Raw genomic sequence first — 22,815 nt, forward strand, 5'->3', positions numbered from 1 at the left:
GTCAACCTGAGGGTTTGTGTGAATGAGAAGTAGGCACACAAGTCCTTTTCTTATGCTTTCTCAACCTCTTCAGTAGCTTAACACAAAACTTTGTAGCTCCCCTCAAACAATCTGTGTTAATGAATTTAGTTATGAAAGGTTCGAGGAGTGTCAAGAAAGGATCTATTAAACATAAAAAAGAAAAGATGACTTTTATTAGTCACCTTTTCACTTGTAAGTAACAATTTAGTTATTGAATATTTGTTCGTAACGGTGGAAGAATGCCACTGTGTGCGCTCTTGCTAGAGAATCATTTGGTTTAAACTCTTCATTTGTTTTAGTAGTTGTTAAACCATTATCACGAAGAAATTTAATAGCTTCTGACTGAGATACAGTCTTACCATAATGCATTGAAGCTAAGATACGAGCGAAGTTCCCCCGTGTGATATCCTTACCTGCAATGGCTTGTTTGGATGCTGTGTTTGCACCTAGCACTGGTAGAGAGTATTTTGTAGCCAGTTGGTAGTTTACGTCTCCATACCATGAAGTATTAGCTATCGTTGAAGCTAGTTCTGTTGGTTTGAAGTAACGGAATAGGATAGATAACATTTGGTTTTCCGTTAAGTTAGTGTACGGTTTAAGTAAGTTTTCGTACTTACCTGTTGATGGGTTTTTCACGTTTGGGTATCCACTGATGATACCGATATTGACTGCCCACTTAAAATCCTCCGCCCAGTATTGGTTTGCATTGTAATCAGCAAACTTTGATACATCAACATTGCCCGTTGTGGGCGGTGTTGGCGTTGATGTTGAAGCTGAGTAGTTTAAATAACTTGATGCTACATACCCCTCTGTCCCATCACTTCTTTTCACAGGATACCAAACAAAATGGTTTTTCTTCGTTGATACTTTTTCATATTCAAAAGGACCCGTAATGGTAACAATTTCACCTTTACGTAAAGTACCCAAAGAAGGACTATCCGTAGTAGGTCTTGTCCTAAATGTTACATTAGTTATTGCACTAACTTTTTGATTTATTTCAAAAAAATACTTAGATTTTGTTAATGGTAAATCAAAATCATAGTTCATTGTTGAAAATTTAATATTTTCCCTGCTGTTAGAGTTATATTGAAAATGTTCACGTGAAAAAGGTAGCTCTGTTAAGTCTATTAATTCCAATTTATTAATAATTTGGAGAATTTTCTCTTGATAGGCATTGGTATTTCTTTCACCAGTTGCTTGAACAATTGGACTATTTACTGGCTTAGTACCGTTATAAGCCATGATAGCGAAGTACCAATGTTCCAGTACATCTCTTTCCCCACCGTTGATGCTAGGTAAATCCTTTCGCTTAAACATATCATCTAAAGTCTCTACACCAGCTTGAATATTATAGACAATATCGCTTTTTAGTCTATCTTGATTGTAGCCTGCTTGATTTGTAATTTGCATAATGCCAATTCCATTATCAGCTGTCACAATCGCTTCACCATTCATATCAAAATGACGCCAATTTCCACTTTCACCTTCCGCTATTGCCTTCACAATTTCAGGAGGCACATCATAAATCAGTGCTGTTTCGGTTAACAAACAGTTCATTGTGGAATAATCAGGGTTTACTTTCGATGCCGAATCATACTCACATGTATTTGCAATATTATTAGCTAATACATTTTTATCTATGTTTATAGATAGAGAGAGGGTACCAATGGCAATAACGCTAATCAATGGTTTCAATATCTTTTTCATATGTGATTAATACACTTCCTTTCATATTTTTTTAAGTTAAAAGGTTCAGATACATGTTATCATAAACCCAATATTTGAGACAGGGGTAATAGTCAATATTTCTTTTATTTAACAGGATAGAGTGATAAATGATAGCTCTAACATATATTGTTTAATTTTAATTCGGTGAAAAGGTTGTAAATAGTGATTGCTTATACAAATAATTGCCTTCAGCAACAAAAATATCATACGAATGGTTCTCCTCTAATCGCACGAACGCATTCACCCTCAAGCCACATTTATAAATCGTTAAAACTGCTACTGCATCACGAAAATGAATGAAATTACTCATATCAAAAGTAGACAATAAACTAGCTAAATTATTTTCATTAGCAGGGGGCTTGATTCTTCCATCTACCTTTATTTTTACATCCTTCCAAAATCGTTTCTCTATCCATCCATTATCAAATATGCGGTTTAGTATTGCCCTTACAACACGTAGTTTACTTTGCTTTGTAGTATCTTTGACGTCCCCTAAAGAAGCAATAAAACCAAATAATGTTTCCAAAGAAATTTCGTCTACATATTCAACATTCATGGTTTTCAACATGCGATTAAAAATATAATCGTATTCGCCAATTGTCCGTTTCCGAATACCTGACAATCGCATTTGCTCTTTGACAACCATTAAAGCTGAATGCGCGCTAATACGATTCCCCTTTAATCGAACAGAATTAACATCTACCACAATGGACGGTGCTATAATAAGTGGCTCGTCATGCTCATTGTTAGGATTTACTTTTTTCAGCTCAATGGGACTCATATGCTCCAAATCAAATATCCCTGTTCTTTGCTTATTTTTGGACATAAAAAAACCTCCAACCTAAATAAATTTAGTTAGAGGTAAAAAATTTCGGATATTCCTATTTGTTTTATTCCCTAAAAGCTTACTTTACTGTTTCTGCTACACCTAACACATCATTCTCTTCCAAGAACTTCGTGTTGAACTTCGCTGATTTAAAGACATCGTTGTTCATCAACGCTTGGTGGAATGGAATTGTTGTGTTAATACCAGGGCCCGCTACTTCGAATTCGCTTAGGGCGCGGTTCATTTTTGCAATTGCCTCTTCACGTGTATCCGCATGAACAATTAGTTTTGCTACCATTGAATCGTAGTATGGTGGGATTGTATAGCCTGCATAAACAGCAGAATCAATACGGACACCATAGCCACCTGGTGTTACATAAGTCTCAACTGTTCCTGCTGATGGCATAAAGTTTTTATAGGCATTTTCTGCGTTAATACGGCATTCAATCGCCCAGCCATTTAATTGAATATCTTCTTGTGCAAATGGCAACTTCTCACCCGATGCAATTTTTAATTGCTGCTGTACAAGGTCAACACCTGTAATCATTTCTGTTACTGGGTGCTCTACTTGGATACGTGTATTCATTTCCATAAAGTAGAAACGATCTTCTTGATAATCGTAAATAAATTCAATCGTTCCTGCACCTTCATAGTTACATGCTTGTGCCGCTTTCACCGCTGCTTCGCCCATTTCAGCACGACGCTCAGCCGATAATGCTGGGGATGGTGCTTCCTCAACAAGCTTTTGCATACGGCGTTGAACCGTACAATCACGCTCGCCTAAATGCACAACATTGCCATGACCATCTGCTAACACTTGGATTTCACAGTGGCGGAAATATTCGATAAATTTCTCTAAATAAACGCCAGGGTTGCCGAATGCAGCCGCTGCCTCTTTTTGCGTAATTTCAATCCCTTTGACAAGATCTTCTTCTGTACGAGCTACGCGGATTCCTTTACCGCCACCGCCAGCAGTCGCTTTGATAATGACAGGATAGCCAATGTTCGCAGCCCATTCTTTACCTGTTTCAATATCTGGCACGATGCCTGTACCTGGTACAAGCGGAACACCCGCTGCTTCCATTGTTGTACGTGCAACGTCCTTAATCCCCATAATTTTAATAGAGTCAGAGGATGGACCGATAAATTTAATGCCAGCGTTTTCACACGCCTCTGCAAAATCAGCATTTTCAGCTACAAAGCCATATCCTGGATGGATGCCATCTGCACCTGTTTTTTCAGCTACACTTAGTAGTGCAGGGAAGCTTAGGTATGAATCCTTTGATAGCTTTGGTCCAATACAATACGCTTCATCTGCTAATTTTACATGTAATGCGTCTGCATCTGCCTCTGAGTATACAGCAACAGATTGAATATCTAACTCTTTACAAGCACGAATAATGCGCACAGCAATTTCGCCGCGGTTTGCAATTAAAACTTTTTTCATTTGTTTTGCACTCCTTACTCAGCTTTTACAAGGAATAATGGTTGGCCGTATTCTACTAATTCGCCATCTTTAACAAGTACCTCAACGATTTCCCCTTGAACTTCTGCTTCAATTTCGTTGAATAGCTTCATAGCTTCTACGATACAAACGATTGTTTCGTTGCCTACTTTGTCACCCACTTTAACATAAGCTGGTGAATCTGGGTTTGGTGCTTGATAGAAAGTACCAACCATTGGAGATACAACTTTATGTAACGATGGGTCGTTTGTTGCTGGTGCTGCTGGTGCTTCCTCCACTTTCGCTGGTGCAGGTGCTGCTGGTGCTTCCACTGGTGCAGTTTGTTGTACAACAGGGGCTACTACCTCTTTTTTAGGTGCTACAGTTTCAGTAACAACAACATTATTTTTCTTTAATTTTACTTTTGCGCCATCTACTTCATACACAAACTCGTCAATGGAAGATGCATCTACTAACTTAATGATTTCACGGATTTCTTGAACTTTGAACATTTCTAACTCTCCTTCTGAAATAAAAATAAAATCTACTACCAATAACCATTCTATATTTTTTCGAATCAATTTGAAATAGTTAAATGAAAATTTAGTAAATATGGACAAAAAAAAAGGCTTTCCTTTACTAAACGAAAGCCTTTTCATAATCCTGCTATATAACAATAATTTATAAATAGACAAAATATTTGGTTTTTTCTCTATTTTTTAATAATTATTGGCACTAAACTTTACCTGCACATCACTTGCGCCCTCCATCTCTGTTCTCACAAGGTAAATAATTTCATTTGCTTGTGCTTTGGATAATTCCTCTGCCATTACCGTGACCGAAATTTTTTCGCCTTCAGCACGAACAAACGCATCTGAATAGCCTAAGGATTTAATGAGCATTTCGAGCATCGCCTCCGCTGATTCACGCTTAATCAGACTATCCATTTCATTATATGCCTCATTTTTTTCTTCAGCTGAATATTCTTCTGAAGCAATTTTTTGAGTTAATTGCTCACGAAGCTGACTTCTTTCATCACTAACCTGCATACGCATTTCTTCAAATAGGTGACTTGGTGAAGAGACCTCCTGTGTGATATCATTGGTTGCTTCCTGATCTGTTACACCTGTTACGGCTGTTTGTTGTAATGTATCATCCGTAAAAATAGTAAGACCATTAAATTGCTTTGCTGGATCAACCAAATAATACACTGAAATGACTGCTACTAAACTTAATAATGTCATAAACCAAACTGTTCTTCTACGTACGCGCATTTACTTTTCCTCCTTATTTTCCATTGGAACAATAATAATTCGATGAATGGGCAGCTGCATCACCTGACTCACAACTGCTCGAATTTCATTTTTCACAAAAATATCGGATGCACCCTCTGACACAACGAGCATTCCTGTTACGTTTTTTGTGCCTTGCTCAGTCCCCCGAAAATATTGGCTAAATAGTTTATGTTCATCTTGTTCATCTGTTATCTCTCCATAATAAAAGTAGACTTTTACCTCCCCAACGCCTTCCATCGCCTTCAATGTTTGTTCCAGCTTTTCTTCATTCGTAAGTGCCGAATGGTTGTCATTTGTTGAGTTTGTTTGATACATCGGTAAAATGATGAAAATTCCCACGGAGGCAGCTATAAGTATGAAAACCATCAATGACGTTGTTTTTTTGCGTGTCTTTTCCACATCACTTGTACATAGCCTCCTTTCACCTTCTCTTTTTCAAGTGTATGTACGCTTGTTTCTTCCTATGAATTGATAAACGGAATCTTTAATAGCAATTGCAAAAATATTAACGTAATGACCAATTTGGTGAGTGAAATAACGTCCTTATCATCCGTTAGAAACACAAATAGCTGACAGATAAAAAGCAATGCCAATAAAAGAATCAATCTATCTCCCTCCTGCCATCACTTGTACAAACACAATCAGGAAAAAACAAGAAAACATAAATGAAAAAGCAATCAAAAATGATACAGCACATAGGGTAAAGAGCGATTTACTTACTTGATCCAGCAAACGACAAATATCATCAAAAGCAATAGGTTCTAAAATGGCAGCTAGCATTTTTAATGAATAGGCACTAACAATTAGTTGAACAGTTGGAATAAAGGACACCGTAATAACAGCAATAAAAGCACTGATGCTTGTTAAGGAGGATGTAAATTGTGTCATATGCTGAAACATCGAAAAGCTATCAACAATAAATGAACCGACAACTGGAATATTTTCTTCAATTAATTTTTTAACAGGCTCCGCTACAGCAGCATTGACACTAAATGCGGCTACACCGCTTGCTGTCATGAGTAGCACATAGCAAATAACCGAGGCAGAAACGATGCTCATAATCGTAAAACGAATTAATTCAGCGATTCGTGTAAAAGATATTTCCTTGACAATGACACTGCATACATCAAAGACAATGGCTAAAAGCACGCCTGGTATAAGCCACTTACTACTAATAATCGTAAGGACTTGTACAAAAAAGAGTAAAAAGGGCTGCCAGGAGGCAATGGCTGTAATACTACTTGATAGCAGAAAGCTTGAAGTAAGAATCGGATAAAATGCTGTAAATAGATGGGCTAGTCCTTGTGCAATTTCATCAATTAATGTAAAGGCATTTACAACAACAGGACCTATGGTGGCTAAAACAATCAGAAAAAAGAGGATCCTTGTCCCTTTTTCAAACCCTGGTAGTATCATATTAACAATTAAAATAATAATGACGTAGCTACATAGTATCAGTGTCATCTTGAGCAACAGAAAGAATGGGTCCACTAAAAATGCTAGTATTTGCTCCTGCAATGGCCTCGCTCCTTAGTTTAGCCTTTGTAAAATAGATGACACCTCCTGTAAAACAGCCAAAAATTCTTTCAACCAATACATGATAATCACAAGCTTTACTGCAGAAAAAACGATGTTCCCGAGCACCTTATAGTTATGTTCTACAAGCAGCAATGACACCCATTGCCCTACATAGAACAAGCTTGCACTAATTAAAATTGCTTTCGCATAGGGTAAAAACGCTAATGTTTCCAAAAGTTGCTTAATAAATGGCAATAAAAGTGTCGAGAACAACATACTAAAAAGCAAAAATGAAAACATAACACTAATTAGCGCATGGAGTGGCTGTATAACTTCTTTTATCAGCAGTAATAAAAGCAGCATGACAACAGCAACTAGAACAATTTCCATCTACACTACCCAGATGATGTTAGCCATTGGAAGAATGTGAGAATTTCATTGAAAAATAGACGTAAAAAACGGAGCAATTCTGCTGTCATATATAAGTAGGCAATAAAAAATAGGAAAAATGAGAACTCCTTCTTCCCTGTTTGATCAAAGAAAACATGAAGAAGCGCAACGACTAGTCCCACTCCAGCAACTCTTAATACGTCTTGTAATTCCATTCCTACGCCCCCTCGTGTACAGCAATATATGTCGCTCTGCAAAAAAAAAGACCTCCATACGGATGTATAGAGATCTTTCTTGTAAAATTTTTATCCCGTCTTAACAATCTTGTTGTAGCATCTGGTACAGCCTGTAAGACCCTCACTTCAAGTAGCGCTGCCTCCCGTCTGGTGAAACGACCAGATATTTTTTATGTGAAGAAAATTCACGAGTGCTGAAAAAACCACTTACGGATTTATAGTAGCTTGTCAATGATGCTTTTAATCGTGCCTGTCTGCTGGACAAGATAGCTATTTTCTCCCATCCACATGGATAAATACTCAGCATTGCCCTGCTCTTCACTTTCCTTGCGAATCGCTGTCGTTAGATAATGCTGTAATGGATAAGGGGCTACTGTTGCACCTTGCATTCGTTTTATAAAATCATTGTCTAAGCCTCTTGCAGGTTTACCAGTAAATGCACTTGTCACTGTTGTTTGCTGCTCTTTCGATGTCAATACCGCATTTTTATACAATGGCGAAATTTCACATTCATCTGCTACTAATAATACTGTGCCAATTTGAACAGCCTGTGCCCCATTTGCTAGGGCTCTCTGAATATCTTCTTTTGTCACAAGTCCACCCGCTGCGATAATAGGAATGGCAATTTGTCCTGCTACCTGCTGGAGTAAATCATTTAAGGGAATCAACTGCATAGGCGCAGAAAAGGAGCCACGATGACCGCCAGCCTCCCCACCTTGTAGAACAACAGCATCTACTCCTGCCTGCTCCACTTGTTGAGCTTCCTCTACTGTCGTTGCTGTACCAATTGTATAGACGCCATTGTCTTTCAACTGTTTGAGGATCTCGTCTGATGGAATTCCAAAGGTAAACGAGCAAATTGCTACCTTTTCCTCAATAATCGCTTGAATTTGTCCTGCAAACACTTCCTTGGATACAACGCTTTGTACAGGGGATAGTCCTAGCTCATCATAAAAAGGTTGTAATGCCATGCGTGCTTGCTGTAAAGTCTCAACATCAATTTTTGGCTCCTCTTGGATAAATAAATTAACCGCAAAAGGCTTGGTTGTTAACTTCTTCACTTCCTGAATAAAATGCTTGGTTTGTTCACCATTTAAGTAACCTGCACCAATTGAGCCTAATAGTCCTGCCTCAGCACAAGCCGCCACGAACTTTGGTGATGTTATGCCTGCCATTGGTGCTTGAATAATTGGATATGGAATATCAAATATTGTATGTACCATTTTTCTCACTCCTTACTACTATTGTAAACATTTTTTCCAACGATGACCATCTATCTGATGATAGAAACACTGCGTATGAAAAGAAGAAAAAGGATAGCTTCTCCATCTATTCTCCCAATATCCGCTTTTTTTCACTTGATATATATAAGAAAAAAATAAAAACCTGCCCCTTTATCAAAAAGAGCAGGCTAAGTAGGACGAGCGATTATGCGCGAGAAACGTAAGAGCCTTCTTCTGTGTTAATAATCAAAACATCACCTTGGTTCACAAAGAATGGTACTTGTACGATCAGACCTGTTTCAAGTGTTGCAGGCTTTGTACCGCCTGATGCTGTATCACCTTTGATTCCTGGTTCTGTTTCAGTTACTTCTAACTTAACAGTATTTGGTAACTCAACACCGAGCATTTCACCTTGGTAAGATTGAATATGCACTTCCATGTTTTCTTTTAGGAATTTTAATTCATACTCAATAGCAGATGAAGCTAATTCTGTTTGCTCATATGATTCCAAGTCCATGAATACATGCTCGTCACCTTGTGCATATAGGTATTGCATTTTACGATTATCGATTTGTGCCTTTTCAACTTTTTCACCAGCACGGAATGTTTTTTCATTCACAGAGCCATTACGTAGATTACGTAATTTCGAACGCACAAATGCAGCACCTTTCCCTGGTTTTACGTGTTGGAAATCTAATACGCGGTATAATTGACCATCCACAATAATTGTTAGACCTGTACGGAAATCGTTTACTGAAATCATTTATGTTCCTCCAAAGTTTATAAAATAATAAGTTCTTTTGACGAATGTGTCAGTCGTTCATTACCCGTTTCTGTGATTAAAATATCATCCTCGATACGAACGCCACCAATTCCTGGTAAGTAAACACCTGGTTCAATCGTCACGGCCATACCTGGCTCTAGCACTGTATCAGAACGCATCGATAAGCCAGGGCCTTCATGTACTTCAAGACCAATACCATGTCCTAAAGAATGACCAAATGCTTCGCCATATCCTTGTTCTTTTAAATAGTCACGTGCAATTGCGTCCGCTTGAATGCCTGTTAAGCCAGGACCTACTTTTTCAAGTGCCAGTAGCTGTGAAGCAAGGACTGCATTGTACATATCTACTAATTTTTCGGATGGCTCTCCAACAGCCACAGTACGTGTAATATCCGAAATATAGCCATTGTATAGCGCACCAAAGTCTAATGTCACAAAGTCGCCTTTTTCAATCACTTTATTCGTTGCCACACCATGCGGTAATGCTGAACGAAGACCAGACGCAACAATTGTGTCAAACGAAGACTGTGTTGCTCCTTGTTTACGCATGAAAAATTCTAATTCATTCGAAACCTCAAGCTCAGTTTTACCGGGCTTGATGAAGCCTAAAATATGTGTAAATGCGTGATCTGCAATTTCACACGCAGCCTTAATAATATTAATCTCTTGTTCCGTCTTAATCAAGCGAATTTTTTCAATTAGCCCAGAAATCGGCACTAAATCTGCTTGAATATGTGATTTATACAGCTCATATGTGCCATAGCTGACAGTATCTTTCTCAAAGCCCAATAATTTGATGCCCATATTGTTTACTTGAGTAGCAATTTCTTCAATAATTGTGGCTTCATGCTTGACAATACGGAAGTCCTGAATTTGTGCAGCAGCCTGCTCTGTATAACGGAAATCTGTAATAAATACAGCATCATTTTGAGACACAATTGCTACGCCTGCTGTCCCTGTAAAACCTGTCATATAGCGACGGTTGTACCCATTCGTAATTAAAATACCATCGATGCTTTGTTCTTGAAGTGCTTTACGTAGCTTTTGTAATTTCAACATAATCAATTCTCCCTCTCGATAAATGTACGTAGTGCCAGCTCATAGCCTTTCGTACCTAGTCCACAAATTTGACCAAGGCAGGCTGGAGCAAGATAGGAATGATGTCGGAAAGCCTCACGTTTGTGGATATTAGAAATATGTACTTCGATAACTGGCACTGCAATCCCTGCAATCGCATCATGCAACGCGATGCTTGTATGGGTATATGCACCAGGGTTAAAGATAATACCATCATACTTTTCATCCTCTGCCTCATGCACCCAATCAACAAGTACCCCTTCGTGATTGGATTGACGAAATTCCACCGTAGCTCCTAAAGAAGCCGAAAGATGTTGAAGATTCTCCCGAACATCCTCTAATGTTTCATAGCCATAAATATGCGGTTCTCTTTTGCCCAGTCGATTTAAGTTAGGTCCATTCAAACATAATAACTTCACGCTTTGATTCCCTCTTTTCTATGTACTAGTCACTATATTTTATCATAGACAGCGCATACAGCAACTAATTTCCTTATTGTGCTGTATGCTCCTGCTGATGAAAATTGGCAGTTTCCAACAAAAAACGCAATAAACAAATAACCGTCACGATAAATGGAATTGACAGCTTTTTAAAGGATGAAAGCTGTAATGGTAAATCTAACGCAATCCACTCAATGGAGATGGTCACTAAAAGTCCTAGTAAAAGCGAAGAAAACACGGCTGGAATTACATAAACATAGCGCATTGTTAAATATAAGCATAAGCCAATAATAAATAGCAGAAAAATAAAAAGAGTCCACTGAAATAATTTAGAGCTTTCTGCAAACCAGTTCCACTTTTTATAAAAGCCAATTGGATGCCATTTAATGAGATGAAAATAATGGAGCCCCTTTAAGCATAGCGTCAAAGCACAAGCACTAACGAGAGATGTAATCACGGCTACTCTCAACTATCTTTCCTCCTTTTTGCATACAAATCATTTCCTAAAATGTACGATTAGTGTAGCCATATTGAAAATTTACTATGCGTAACCCTAGAGGTTTTTCACTAAATTTAGTACAATGGTACAGTTGAAATATATAAAGAGAGTGGTGTTAGCCTTGAGCAATTCACCTGTATACGGGGGACAAGCACAATTAGAGGGTGTGATGTTCGGAGGAAAGGAACATACTGTTACTGCTATTCGTCGTAACGATGATTCCATTGATTATTATCATTTTAGAAAAGTACAAAAGCCTATGTTACAAAAGCTCAAAAAAATTCCATTTGTGCGAGGAGTTGTTGCACTTATTGAATCTGCTGGCTTAGGCTCTCGTCATATGCAATTTGCAGGAGATCGTTATGATGTGGCACCTGGTGAGGAAGAAGAGCATAAAGAAGAAGGCTCAAAGCTTCAGATGATACTAGGAGTAGCTGTAGTCGGTATACTATCCTTTTTATTTGGAAAATTTGCCTTTACCTTGATTCCTGTTTTTATCGCTGACTTTTTTTCCAAATGGATTGACAGCAAAACAGGACAAATTTTACTCGAAAGTGGTTTTAAACTTCTATTACTATTAATCTATTTATACTTTATCTCCTTAACGCCATTGATCAAACGTGTATTCCAATACCATGGTGCTGAGCATAAAGTCATCAACTGCTATGAGGCAGGCTTAGAGATTACAGTAAAAAATGTCCAAGCACAATCACGCCTACACTATCGTTGTGGTAGTAGCTTTATTCTTTTCACAGTCTTTGTCGGCATGCTTTTATATTTCTTCGTGCCCACTGATCCATTATGGCTACGTATTGTAGACCGTATTTTATTAATTCCTGTTGTACTAGGCGTTTCATTTGAGGTATTACAAGCAACAAATGCTTGCCGCAATGTACCCGTGTTACGCTTCCTCGGCTACCCAGGTCTATGGTTACAATTACTAACAACACGCGAGCCAAAAGACGATCAAGTAGAAGTAGCTATCGCTTCCTTTAATATGCTACGTCAAGTAGAACAACAGCCAGAAATTGCTGCAACATTGCATCATGATTAAAAAAAACCTCGAATAGTGAAAACGTTAATTACAACGTTTCCTATTCGGGGTTTTCTTTCTTATTTTAATAATTGTCTAGCAATAATGACACGTTGAATTTGATTGGTTCCATCATAGATTTGCGTTACCTTTGCATCACGCATCATTCTTTCAAGCGGATACAATGTTGTAAATCCGATTCCTCCCAAAAGCTGTATGGCATCCGTCGTCACTTGCATTGCCACATCTGTAGCATAGTATTTTGCCATTGATGCATGTTTCTCCATCTCATTCGTCTGCTCATCAATATGCTCAGTAGCCGTTTTTACTAACAGCTCTGCCGCAACAATTTTCGTGCCTAACTCTGCTAGCATACCTTGAATCATCGGCTGTTCACTTAATGGTTTTCCAAATTGGTTTCGTGCTTTTAAATAATCAAGTGCAATTTGAAAGGCACCCTTCGCAATGCCAACCCCTTGTGCGCCTACCAATGTTCTACTTCTATTGAATGTCTTCATTAATAGCTTAAAGCCAGATCCCTCAATCCCAAGCAGATTTTCTTTTGGCACACGCACCTTATTGAAAATAACAGCACCTACACTTGACCCTCTTACCCCAAGTGTCTCTATACATTCACCGAATTCTACGCCTGGAGCAGCGGCTTCTACAATAAAGAAGCTCAGCCCTCTAGTAGGATGCTCCCCTGTCCGTGCTAACACTAAATAAGCACCTGCTTCCCCAGCATTTGTAATAAAACGTTTTTCTCCTGTGAGAATATAGCTACCGTCGTCATACACTGCTTGCGTTTGAATATTCGAAACATCTGAGCCAGCCTGTTCCTCCGTTACACAAAACGCTCCCGGATACTTGCCCGCTGCTAATGCACGTAAATAATTAGTTTTTTGCTCCTCATTGCCTCCTAAATCTAGTAAACAAGTTGTTAACGCCTGTGTGCATAATAAAACAGAAGTTGAGGCACATACTTTTGCTACTTCTTCCACTGCTTGAGCACTTACATAAAAGGATTGTTCGGAACCACCATATCTTTTGGCAATATGTAAACCAAATAATCCTTCATCCGCTAATAAACGAAAGTTTTCATGAGGAAAGCTTTGCATTTCATCCACTTGCTGTGCATGAGCTTGTATTTTTTCAATAACATGTCCTATTGCTAACATACAGAATAACATCCTCCTTCTTATCCGTTAATACTCATAAAAGCCTTTACCTGATTTACGTCCTAAATGTCCGGCCTCTACCATTCTCTTTAATAGGGGACATGGTCGATATTTCGAATCGCTAAATCCATCGTACAAGCTTTCTAGTGCATATAAAGTCGTATCTAAGCCACACTGATCCGCTAGGCGTAACGGGCCAATTGGATGATTCGCACCAAGCATCAAGCCTCGATCTACCTCCTCTGGGGCAGTTCCTTCCATTACAAGGTATGCAGCTTCATTCATCATTGGCAATAAAATACGATTCACAATAAAGCCTGGATAATCCTGTGCAATAACGGTTTCTTTATGAATTTCCTTGCCGTACTGCTGCGCACGCTTCAATGTTTCTTCAGATGTTTCAATGGACGTGACAATTTCCAACAACCTCATAATTGGCACGGGACTAAAGAAATGTAGACCAATTACTTTCTCAGGCCTTTTTGTCACAGAGCCAATAGCTGCGATAGACAAGGAGGAAGTATTACTTGCTAAGACAGCGTTCGGTTGAACAATTTCATCTAGCATTTTAAACACTTCTTGTTTAAGAGCTAATTTTTCTGGAACGGCTTCAATGACTAAATCAACATTTTTCCCAAGCTGTATATCTGATGCATAGTGAATATTTGCATGAATTTTCTGCTCATCTTCTAAGGTGTATTTTTCTTTTTTTAGCATGGATTGAATACTTTTCGTAATATAATTCCTTCCTTTATCCAAATCAGCTTCTGTTCGATCCGTTAAAATTACCTGAAAACCAGCTAAAGCAAATACTTGCGCAATCCCACTTCCCATTAAACCCGCACCAACGACCATTACTTGTTGCTCCATGTGTTCATCTCCTATTCTGTTAAGTTATCCTGTACATTTTTTATAATAACAGCGGCTCCTTGTCCGCCCCCAATACATAACGTTGCCAGTCCGTATGATAAATTTCGTTTTTGTAATTCATGAACTAAGGACACGATAATACGAGAACCTGAACTACCAACAGGATGCCCTAATGCCACAGCACCACCATTGACATTGACAATATCAGGATTCATGTCTAACTCTTTCATCACAGCTAGAGCCTGTACTGCAAAAGCTTCATTTAATTCAATTAAATCTATTTCCTCTATTGTTAAATTTGCCTTTTCTAAAGCTTTCCGTGTAGCAGGTACAGGACCAATGCCCATCACACGTGGCTCAACACCTGCCGAGGCTACTGAAATAATTTCTGCAAGTGGCTGCAAATTATATTTCTTTAGTGCACGCTCTGAAACGATTAACAAAATAGAAGCTCCATCATTCAAGCCAGAGGAATTTCCAGCCGTTACAGTGCCTCCCTCTTTCAAAAAGGCAGGTTTTAAATTTTTCAAAGCCTCGACTGTCGTTTTACGCGGATGCTCGTCCTCTGTAAACCATTTAGAGGAACTCACTTCAATTGGCACAATTTCCTTTTTAAATAAACCTTGCTGAATAGCATATAATGCTTTATTTTGGCTATTTACGGAAAACTGGTCTTGTTCTTCTCTTGAAATTTTGTATTGCTGTGCTAAATTTTCTGCCGTAATGCCCATATGATAGTCTTCCATTGCACAAATCAGGCCATCATATAATAAACTATCTTCTAGTTGCATAGACCCCATTTTTTTACCATCGCGACCGTTCAATAAAATATGTGGGACATTACTCATGCTTTCTGTACCACCTGCGAGTATCATTTCCGCTTCACCAGCCTTGATTTGTTGATAGGCTAATGACACTGAACGCATACCTGATGCACATTGTTTATTAATCGTCATGGCAGGGATGGATTTTGGAAGACCTGCCTTTATCGCAGCTTGCCGAGCGGGATTTCCTTTTCCTCCTGCTTGATAGACATTGCCAATAATAACCTCGTCAATTTGCGCCAACGGTATTTCTACATTTGCTATAAGTGCTTTTATCGTAGCAGCCGATAAATCAGAGGAATTGAAATGTTTTAAGCTCCCGCCAAATCTACCAACTGCTGTTCTTAAAGCTGATACAATATATACCTTATTCAATTTCATCCACCTACTTCCTCATTATTCTTTTTATGCTTTTCTAATTGCTGACGTAGCTCCTCTGGAATAAACTCTGATTTTCTCGTTTTCTTGTTAAAATTTACATAGGTAGCTGTTCCTTTACTACATAATTGATTGTTTTGATACATTTCTTCCTCAATGATATAGCTGGAGTTTCCAATTTCTTTGATATACGTATGGATCGTAACATCTTGTCCATAGTGAATTTCATTGAGGTAATCAACGTTTAAATTAACGACAACACACCTCCAATTGTCAAAAGATAGCGTAGGGGTAAAAATTTCAAAAATACCCTTTCGACCAGCTTCAAACCAAATAGGTATAACGGTGTTATTAATATGACCCATTCCATCTGTCTCAGATACTCGCGGTGTAATAACTGTTGTAAACATAAGCACCTTCCTTATTTAAAAAATCTGGATAAAATAGTATAAATATTATGTGAATAGTGTAAATAAAATAATCGCAAGAGCTGTGGCACACATTGTCAAAACTACAGCCATCATCGCAACTGGTAAGTAGGCTCGTTTAAAGGTGTCATGACAAATATTTTTAATCGTTGTGACAATATAGCCATTGTGGGGAAGCGATGCCAAGCCGTCTGACGCCATAACAGAAACACGGTGTAATGCCCCTGGATCAACGCCCATATTTAAATAAATCGGCGATAAAATTGGCAGCGCAATGCCTAAACCACCTGATGCGGAACCTGTTAAACCTGCAATTAAATTAATACAAATTGCTAGACTTAATAATGGCGGTCCTGGAATTTGTAATACAGCATCTACGATTTGTGTAAATCCAGATGTAACAGCAGCTACCTTTCCAAAGGCAATAACCGCACTCGTATTACATGCTGCTAAAATCGCATCATTTGCTCCACGCTCTAAAACTCGCCAAAAATCTGTAATATATCTAAACATCGTGATACAAGCAACAACAATTGCTCCTAATAAAGCAAAAATAGCTGCGGAGGTTGCAGAAAACATTTGTGAATACGTAACCATTCCAGCCACTACGACGATAATTGGTAGTATTGCTAAGAAGATGCTTGGTAATTTTTCTTTCTCTTTTTCCGTTAATTCTGCATCACTCGCATGTGCTTCAAACTTTTCGCCTCTTTTAACGGAACGACTAATTGCAAAATGTAACCATAAAGACCCTACTGCAAAATTAAAGATAGAGACAAGCATGCCAATCCAAAAGCCTGAATATGGTGTTGTTCCAAAAAATTCTGTTGGCATAATATTTTGAATTTCAGGTGAACCTGGTAAAAACATCGTAAACGTTACCGAACCAAATACCAAAGCTGCCGGTATAAACCGTCTTGGCAAATCGGCTGTTCTAAATAACGAAACTGCTAGTGGATACACTGCAAAACCAACCACAAATAATGATACGCCACCATAGGTCATAATGGCACAGGCTAACACAACAGCCATCACAGCGCCTTTCGGTCCAATCACTTTCATAACCCAAGTTGCAATGGATTCTGCAGCACCTGTTTCTCCCATCACTTTACCAAAAACGGCGCCTAGTAAGAAAAGTAAGAAATAGGATGCAAAATAGCCTGTAAAACCAGTCATATATGTGCCCGTCATGGCTTCCACGACATCTTGACCCGATGTTATGGCTACAAATACACTTGCTATAATCGCACTAATAATAATGTTGATGCCTCGAACGGTCATATAAATCAAAATGGCTAAGCCAATCATTAACATAATTACGCTCATAGGTTACCTCCCTTTGTTTTTTCCTATTGTATTTTCTATTCTTCTACCTTTTATGCTGATTAAAGCTCGGCTCTCTTTTTTCGATAAATGCTCCAACCCCCTCAAAAGCATCTGGATGTTGGAAGACATCATAGAATAGTTCTGCCTCACGCTGAATCCCTTCCTCTATAGAATGGTCAGCACCATACATCATAGCCTCCTTTATTTTGCTAAGCGTATAGCTTGACTTTGTCGCCAACTGCTCTGCCCACTCCTTAGCATAAGTAAGACCTTCACTGGAAGCGGTTACTTTATTCACTAAGCCAAGTGTAAGGGCGTCCTGCGCGTCAATACTTCCCCCGAAAAATATAAGCTCCTTTGCTTTTGACATGCCAATCAATCGTGGTAATCGCTGTGTTCCTCCCCCTCCTGGGAAAATACCTAAATTAATTTCAGGCAGCCCTATTTTCACATGCTGCTCAGCAATTCTAAAATCACAGCATAATGCTAATTCACACCCTCCCCCAAGCGTCAAACCATTTAATACAGCGATTGTAGGCTTAGGAAATTGATCAATATAATTATAGAGCTGATGATTTCTATGAATATGTCTATCCATATGTTTGTCCCCTAGCCATGTTGGGAATTCTTTTATATCAGCACCAGCCATAAACGCCTTTTGTCCAGCGCTTGTTAAAATCACAACTCTGATCGTGTCATTTTTTTCAATTTGCTGGAAAGCAACCAATAAACCTTCTACAACCCTTTTACCTAAAACATTTAATGGTGGATGATTGATTTGAACAGTTGCTATATGATGCTCTATCGTGACCTCTACTATATTTGAATAATTAGTCATTTGTTTCATTCACCCCTCTTTGTTGTAATTCTTCATCTACTAGCACTCGACGAAGTAGCTTTCCAGTAGCCGTTTGAGGTAGGCTCTCTCTAAATTCAATGCTCCGAGGATATTTATAACTCGCCATCTTCTCTTTACTCCATGCAATAATATCCTCTTCTGTGATGGTACCAGCATACTCATCTTTCAATACAATAAAGGCCTTTACACTTTCTCCTCGTTTTGCATCGGGAACACCAATTACTGCCGCAGCGTTTACCGCTGGGTGTCTTACGAGCATGACCTCTACATCTTCTGGGAATACACTATAGCCTGAACATTTAATAAGCTCTTTTCTACGCCCTTGGAAAAATAGATGGCCACGTTCATCCATAAAGCCAATATCCCCTGTATGCAACCAATCATTTTGTATCGCTGTTCGTGTCGCCTCAGGCTTATTTAGATAGCCTTTAAATACAGCAGGACTTTTAATAAGGATTTCCCCCAACTGTCCGACTGCCATATCTTCATCCGTATTTTCAGGATTAACAATACGAACCTCTGAACCTGGCAATGGTTTACCATGTCCACCAGCTACAATATCATCAAGGGGCATAACAGTATCTGCTGTATGTGTTTCACTTGAACCATAGGAGATTTCAAAAATCGTAGCAGCTGTTAATGCCGTCCAAGCACGCATAATATCTTCTGTTAATGGAATACCAAAACTTGTACATTGACAAATTTTTAATGTTGAAAAATCGATATCTTGAGCATTTGGCAGGTTCATCATATCTACATTCATTGGCGTTACAGTATATGTAACAGAAATTTTATATGTTTCAATTGCTTCTACTAAAGCTTCTGCAGAGTACCGTGTTAAAATAACAATCGTACCACCTGTAAAAATAGGTACATTTACGCTAAAGAGCTTGCCCGCAATATGACACATTGGCATTACACTTAAATGAATATCATCATGTTGGTAGCCATAGCACGTTGCTACACCTTTTGTTTTATAGAAAGCGTTACCATAAGAAAGCATAGCTCCTTTTGGTAATCCAGTTGAGCCTGAAGTATAGACAATTAGACAAATATCCTTGTCCATATCAATATCTACAACAGGTATTTTGTCAATTTCTTGCTGTAAAATACTCATTAAATCATAGGTGCCTTCAATTTTTTCCTTTGAAATAATTGGTTCTGGAAAAAAAGGAACTGGCTTTTCTGGTAAAAAATCTGTGTAATTCGTAACAATAATATGGTCTAACTCTGTCTGATCTTTTATATTTCCAACGACACCATATAAATGATCTAGTGTAACAATAGCCTTTGCCCCTAAATCTTTTACCTCATATTCCAGCTCCCACTCTTTAAACATAGGACTACACGGGCCTTCAATTGCTCCAATTTTTTGTATCCCGAGACTACAAATAATATATTGTGGACAGTTCTGCATAAACAAAGCTACTTTATCGCCCTTTTTAATCCCTTGTTTTTGTAGAAATACAGCAAATCGATCCGATAACTCGTCTAACTCTTTGTATGAAATACGCTTCCCATAATAAATAAGGGCGTCTTGATGCGGACGAATTCTTGCATGTTGACGTAATTTTTCATGTAAAGGTTGTTCTTTATATTGATTCATCAAATAAAACTCCTCCTTATGACTACGTATTCATTTTAATTTCTGCTCTGTACAACTATTAATATATGTTTCCGTTCAGAAAAAAGTCAACAGTTTTTTGAAAATTAAATATTTTTCAATATCTTCTTTCTATATATTTTCTAGCTAAAACTCTGCTTTCTATATTGAATATTTTTTTATTCCCCCCTCTAATTCTAGGGCCTATCAGCAGGCAACTGTTGTATATTTACGCTAATTCAACTATATTAAAATTATGAGAAGGAGGAATTTACCATGGTGTCATCTAAAGATGTAGCAAAGAAAGCAGGTGTATCGCAGACAACTGTTTCACGTGTACTCAATACACCGGAACTAGTTAAAAAACCTACAGTAGATAAAGTGATGCGTGCTATTGAGGAATTGAATTATATTCCAAATGCAAATGCTCGCTCTCTTGTACAAAATAAAACGAAAACGATAGCCCTTTTGTCAGGCCCTATCCATAACCCATTTTTTGTCGATACAACAACAGCTATTATCAATTATGCAAATGAGAAGGGCTACCGGGTACATGTCCAATATGTAGATGATGAACGCTTGCAAGAAGCATATACATCTATTCTTGAAAATAAAGTAGATGGTGTTATCCTCTCATGCATTTTTTGGGAAGACCCAATGTTTTTTAAATTAAAACAACTGGATATCCCTTTTATTACGTACAATCGTAAACATAAAAATAATGAATTTTTTGTAGAAATTGATAATTTTTATGCTGGTTACTTATCTGCTCAACATTTACTTGAGCTTGGTCATACGGCGATTTCTTGGGTTGGTGGTCCACAAAATCGCAGCACATTCAAGGAGCGATATGCAGGTTTTATAAAGGCACTTGAGGATTATAATATCGCCAAAAATGATGATTATATTTTTACAGTCGACACATCGAAACAGTCCATTCAAGACCTCTTTCAACATATCACTTCACTAGATAAGCAGCCGACAGGCATCTGTGCAGCAACAGATTCTATCGCTCTTCATTTACTCGATTGTTTTATCACTAAAAACTTAAAAGTCCCAGATGATATCAGTATCATAGGCATTGATAATGTAGATTTAAGTAAGCATGGAATGATTCAATTAACAACAGTTGGTAGTATATTAGAAGAAAATTTAGGCTTTTTAGCTATTAAAGAATTGTTTGAAATGATTGAAAATAAAAAAAATAGTTGCGTTCGTATTACAAAGCCTGTTAAAGTATTTAATAGGCGCACAACTAGTGCTCCAAAACAAACTATTAAATAGTTTGTTTCTTTTTACAACAAAATGAATACGTAACCATTTTTATTTTCTCTCTTGTACAGTTTTTTAACGTCCCTAAAAATGAATACGTAACCATTAATAAAAAATTCTAGGAGGTTTATAAAGATGAAAAAACATTTATATATAAACGGGCAATGGGAATCTACTGCTAACTATGCTTCTTTATATGCTCCCTATTCCCAACAGAAAATTGCTGAAATTCCTCAGGCTAGCCAGGAGGTTGTGCAAAAAGCCATTCACGCTGCTTATAAAGCCAAGGAGACAGCTGCAAATACAACAGCCTATGAACGGGCACAGGTCTTAGAGCAGTTAGTGCAACTTTTTGTACAACATAAAGAAAAAGCAGCCAGAATCATTGCCTTAGAAGCAGGGAAACCACTCAAATATGCCCTACTAGAAATAGAGCGCACAATCGAAACCTATAAATTTGCCGCAGAGGAAGCCAAGCGTTTAGTGGGCGAAATAATCCCAATGGATGCTGCCAAAAATGGGCATAATCGATTTGGCTATACACTTGAACAGCCTATTGGTGTTGTCGCTGCCATTACACCATTTAACTTTCCTCAAAACTTGGTTGCTCATAAAATAGGGCCGGCAATTGCTGCTGGAAATACGATTATTCTTAAGCCAGCATCACAAACCCCTTTATCTGCTTTATTTTTAGCAGAGCTAATGGAACAAACCTCTTTACCAAAGGGGGCTTTCAATGTCATTACAGGCGGTGGCAAACTGGTAGGTGACGTGCTTGTTGAAAGTGACCAAATCAATATGATTACCTTTATTGGGAGCCCTGCGGTAGGTATGGATATTCGAAACCGAGCAGGCTTGAAAAAAGTTACTTTGGAGCTTGGTTCCAATGCAGGCTTACTTATTGATAAGCAAGTAAATCTTGATGAAATTGTTTCAAAATGTGTCGTGGGCGCTTTTTCTAACCAGGGGCAGGTATGTATTTCACTTCAACGTATCTACGTAATGGATACACTGTATGATGAATTTCTTGCTAAATTCGTTGCCCAAACTGAGAGGCTTGTACTAGGCGATCCTTTAGAAATGACTACAGATATTTCTGCATTAATTCATGCAAATGAAGAACTTCGTGCGCTTGATTGGATTAATGAAGCATTGGCAAACGGAGCCGAATTAGCTACAGGCGGAAAGCTGCAAAATCGTATATTGCTACCTACTATTTTAACGAATGTTGCAGATCATCTAAAAGTATCCTGTCAGGAAGTATTTGCCCCTATCGTTATTGTTAATCGAATAACGAGCATACAAGAGGGAATTGAAGCCATCAATCAATCACAATATGGCTTACAGGCTGGAATCTTTACCAATGATATTCAAACTGCTTTTATGACCTCGAAGGCATTAGAAGTGGGTGGTGTCATCATTAACGATATTCCAACTTATCGTGTTGATCAAATGCCTTATGGAGGGGTAAAAGAAAGTGGCACAGGAAAAGAAGGTATTAAATACGCTATCCATGAAATGACAGAAACAAAACTGATTGTTTGGAATCAATCGTAAGGAGAAT

At 38.2% G+C, this 22,815-nt stretch carries 25 protein-coding genes; 3 read left to right on the forward strand and 22 right to left on the reverse strand.

All coding sequences use genetic code 11. From position 1 onward, the window contains the following. Nucleotides 1-225: 225 nt before the first annotated feature. The 15 genes from MHB44_RS13725 to MHB44_RS13795 form a co-directional block, all read right to left on the reverse strand. Nucleotides 226-1,728 carry an SH3 domain-containing protein gene (locus MHB44_RS13725; protein WP_341299613.1) on the reverse strand — a complete coding sequence of 501 codons (1,503 nt, stop codon included), beginning with the start codon at nt 1,726-1,728 and terminating at the stop codon, nt 226-228. Nucleotides 1,729-1,885: 157 nt separating this feature from the next. After that, the gene (locus tag MHB44_RS13730) at nt 1,886-2,575 is read right to left on the reverse strand and encodes a hypothetical protein (RefSeq protein ID WP_341299614.1); all 690 of its coding nucleotides are present in this window, start codon (nt 2,573-2,575) and stop codon (nt 1,886-1,888) included. A gap of 79 nt (nt 2,576-2,654) precedes the next feature. After that, nucleotides 2,655-4,022 (reverse strand): acetyl-CoA carboxylase biotin carboxylase subunit, encoded by a 1,368-nt coding sequence (accC, locus tag MHB44_RS13735; protein ID WP_341299615.1) that lies wholly within the window; start codon nt 4,020-4,022, stop codon nt 2,655-2,657. 14 nt (nt 4,023-4,036) lie between these two features. After that, nucleotides 4,037-4,531 (reverse strand): acetyl-CoA carboxylase biotin carboxyl carrier protein, encoded by a 495-nt coding sequence (gene accB / locus MHB44_RS13740; protein WP_341299616.1) that lies wholly within the window; start codon nt 4,529-4,531, stop codon nt 4,037-4,039. A 207-nt stretch (nt 4,532-4,738) separates the two neighbouring features. Continuing rightward, nucleotides 4,739-5,293 carry a SpoIIIAH-like family protein gene (locus MHB44_RS13745; protein WP_053994436.1) on the reverse strand — a complete coding sequence of 185 codons (555 nt, stop codon included), beginning with the start codon at nt 5,291-5,293 and terminating at the stop codon, nt 4,739-4,741. Then, the gene (locus MHB44_RS13750) at nt 5,294-5,653 is read right to left on the reverse strand and encodes a hypothetical protein (protein ID WP_341299617.1); all 360 of its coding nucleotides are present in this window, start codon (nt 5,651-5,653) and stop codon (nt 5,294-5,296) included. It lies immediately after the preceding gene. 122 nt (nt 5,654-5,775) lie between these two features. Next, a complete protein-coding gene (locus MHB44_RS13755) occupies nt 5,776-5,919 on the reverse strand; it encodes a hypothetical protein (RefSeq protein WP_341299618.1) in 144 nt (47 codons plus the stop codon). 1 nt (nt 5,920) lies between these two features. Then, a complete protein-coding gene (locus tag MHB44_RS13760) occupies nt 5,921-6,832 on the reverse strand; it encodes a stage III sporulation protein AE (RefSeq protein ID WP_341299619.1) in 912 nt (303 codons plus the stop codon). Nucleotides 6,833-6,844: 12 nt separating this feature from the next. Continuing rightward, nucleotides 6,845-7,222 carry a hypothetical protein gene (locus MHB44_RS13765; RefSeq protein WP_341299620.1) on the reverse strand — a complete coding sequence of 126 codons (378 nt, stop codon included), beginning with the start codon at nt 7,220-7,222 and terminating at the stop codon, nt 6,845-6,847. Nucleotides 7,223-7,227: 5 nt separating this feature from the next. Beyond that, nucleotides 7,228-7,437, reverse strand: coding sequence for a hypothetical protein (locus tag MHB44_RS13770; protein WP_012295089.1), 210 nt, complete (start codon nt 7,435-7,437; stop codon nt 7,228-7,230). Between the two features lie 236 nt (nt 7,438-7,673). Further along, a complete protein-coding gene (locus MHB44_RS13775) occupies nt 7,674-8,681 on the reverse strand; it encodes a nitronate monooxygenase (RefSeq protein ID WP_341299621.1) in 1,008 nt (335 codons plus the stop codon). Nucleotides 8,682-8,886: 205 nt separating this feature from the next. Beyond that, the gene (gene efp, locus MHB44_RS13780; protein WP_341299622.1) at nt 8,887-9,444 is read right to left on the reverse strand and encodes an elongation factor P; all 558 of its coding nucleotides are present in this window, start codon (nt 9,442-9,444) and stop codon (nt 8,887-8,889) included. Between the two features lie 17 nt (nt 9,445-9,461). Next, nucleotides 9,462-10,523, reverse strand: a complete 1,062-nt coding sequence (locus MHB44_RS13785; protein WP_341299623.1) for a Xaa-Pro peptidase family protein — start codon at nt 10,521-10,523, stop codon at nt 9,462-9,464. Between the two features lie 2 nt (nt 10,524-10,525). Further along, on the reverse strand, nt 10,526-10,960 hold the full coding sequence (gene aroQ, locus MHB44_RS13790; protein ID WP_341299624.1) for a type II 3-dehydroquinate dehydratase: 435 nt from the start codon (nt 10,958-10,960) through the stop codon (nt 10,526-10,528). Nucleotides 10,961-11,033: 73 nt separating this feature from the next. Beyond that, nucleotides 11,034-11,450 carry a hypothetical protein gene (locus tag MHB44_RS13795; protein ID WP_341299625.1) on the reverse strand — a complete coding sequence of 139 codons (417 nt, stop codon included), beginning with the start codon at nt 11,448-11,450 and terminating at the stop codon, nt 11,034-11,036. 112 nt (nt 11,451-11,562) lie between these two features. Between MHB44_RS13795 and MHB44_RS13800 the strand changes: the two genes are divergently transcribed. Beyond that, the gene (locus MHB44_RS13800) at nt 11,563-12,534 is read left to right on the forward strand and encodes a DUF1385 domain-containing protein (RefSeq protein WP_341299626.1); all 972 of its coding nucleotides are present in this window, start codon (nt 11,563-11,565) and stop codon (nt 12,532-12,534) included. A gap of 59 nt (nt 12,535-12,593) precedes the next feature. On the opposite strand, the gene MHB44_RS13805 is transcribed toward MHB44_RS13800, so the two are convergent. The 7 genes from MHB44_RS13805 to MHB44_RS13835 are packed head-to-tail and all read right to left on the reverse strand — an operon-like array spanning nt 12,594 to nt 19,982. Further along, on the reverse strand, nt 12,594-13,691 hold the full coding sequence (locus MHB44_RS13805) for an acyl-CoA dehydrogenase family protein (RefSeq protein ID WP_341299627.1): 1,098 nt from the start codon (nt 13,689-13,691) through the stop codon (nt 12,594-12,596). Between the two features lie 27 nt (nt 13,692-13,718). Then, nucleotides 13,719-14,561 (reverse strand): 3-hydroxyacyl-CoA dehydrogenase NAD-binding domain-containing protein, encoded by an 843-nt coding sequence (locus MHB44_RS13810; protein ID WP_341299628.1) that lies wholly within the window; start codon nt 14,559-14,561, stop codon nt 13,719-13,721. An 11-nt stretch (nt 14,562-14,572) separates the two neighbouring features. Next, a complete protein-coding gene (locus tag MHB44_RS13815) occupies nt 14,573-15,766 on the reverse strand; it encodes an acetyl-CoA C-acetyltransferase (RefSeq protein WP_341299629.1) in 1,194 nt (397 codons plus the stop codon). After that, nucleotides 15,763-16,173: a thioesterase family protein gene (locus MHB44_RS13820; protein ID WP_341299630.1), complete on the reverse strand. Its 411-nt coding sequence runs from the start codon at nt 16,171-16,173 to the stop codon at nt 15,763-15,765. Before MHB44_RS13820 ends, MHB44_RS13815 begins: the two co-directional genes overlap by 4 nt. A gap of 45 nt (nt 16,174-16,218) precedes the next feature. Next, nucleotides 16,219-17,517, reverse strand: a complete 1,299-nt coding sequence (locus MHB44_RS13825; RefSeq protein ID WP_341299631.1) for a GntP family permease — start codon at nt 17,515-17,517, stop codon at nt 16,219-16,221. Between the two features lie 43 nt (nt 17,518-17,560). After that, the gene (locus MHB44_RS13830) at nt 17,561-18,355 is read right to left on the reverse strand and encodes an enoyl-CoA hydratase (protein WP_341302975.1); all 795 of its coding nucleotides are present in this window, start codon (nt 18,353-18,355) and stop codon (nt 17,561-17,563) included. After that, a complete protein-coding gene (locus MHB44_RS13835) occupies nt 18,348-19,982 on the reverse strand; it encodes an AMP-binding protein (RefSeq protein ID WP_341302976.1) in 1,635 nt (544 codons plus the stop codon). The genes MHB44_RS13830 and MHB44_RS13835 overlap by 8 nt, the downstream gene beginning before the upstream one ends. Before the next feature lie 273 nt (nt 19,983-20,255). Here MHB44_RS13835 and MHB44_RS13840 point away from each other — a divergent pair, with 273 nt between their 5' ends. Then, nucleotides 20,256-21,263: a LacI family DNA-binding transcriptional regulator gene (locus MHB44_RS13840; protein ID WP_053994421.1), complete on the forward strand. Its 1,008-nt coding sequence runs from the start codon at nt 20,256-20,258 to the stop codon at nt 21,261-21,263. Nucleotides 21,264-21,386: 123 nt separating this feature from the next. Then, nucleotides 21,387-22,808, forward strand: coding sequence for an aldehyde dehydrogenase family protein (locus MHB44_RS13845; protein WP_341299632.1), 1,422 nt, complete (start codon nt 21,387-21,389; stop codon nt 22,806-22,808). The last annotated feature ends 7 nt before the right edge of the window (nt 22,809-22,815 follow it).

Source organism: Lysinibacillus sp. FSL H8-0500 (genome assembly GCF_038051955.1).
GTDB classification, from domain to species: domain Bacteria; phylum Bacillota; class Bacilli; order Bacillales_A; family Planococcaceae; genus Lysinibacillus; species Lysinibacillus macroides.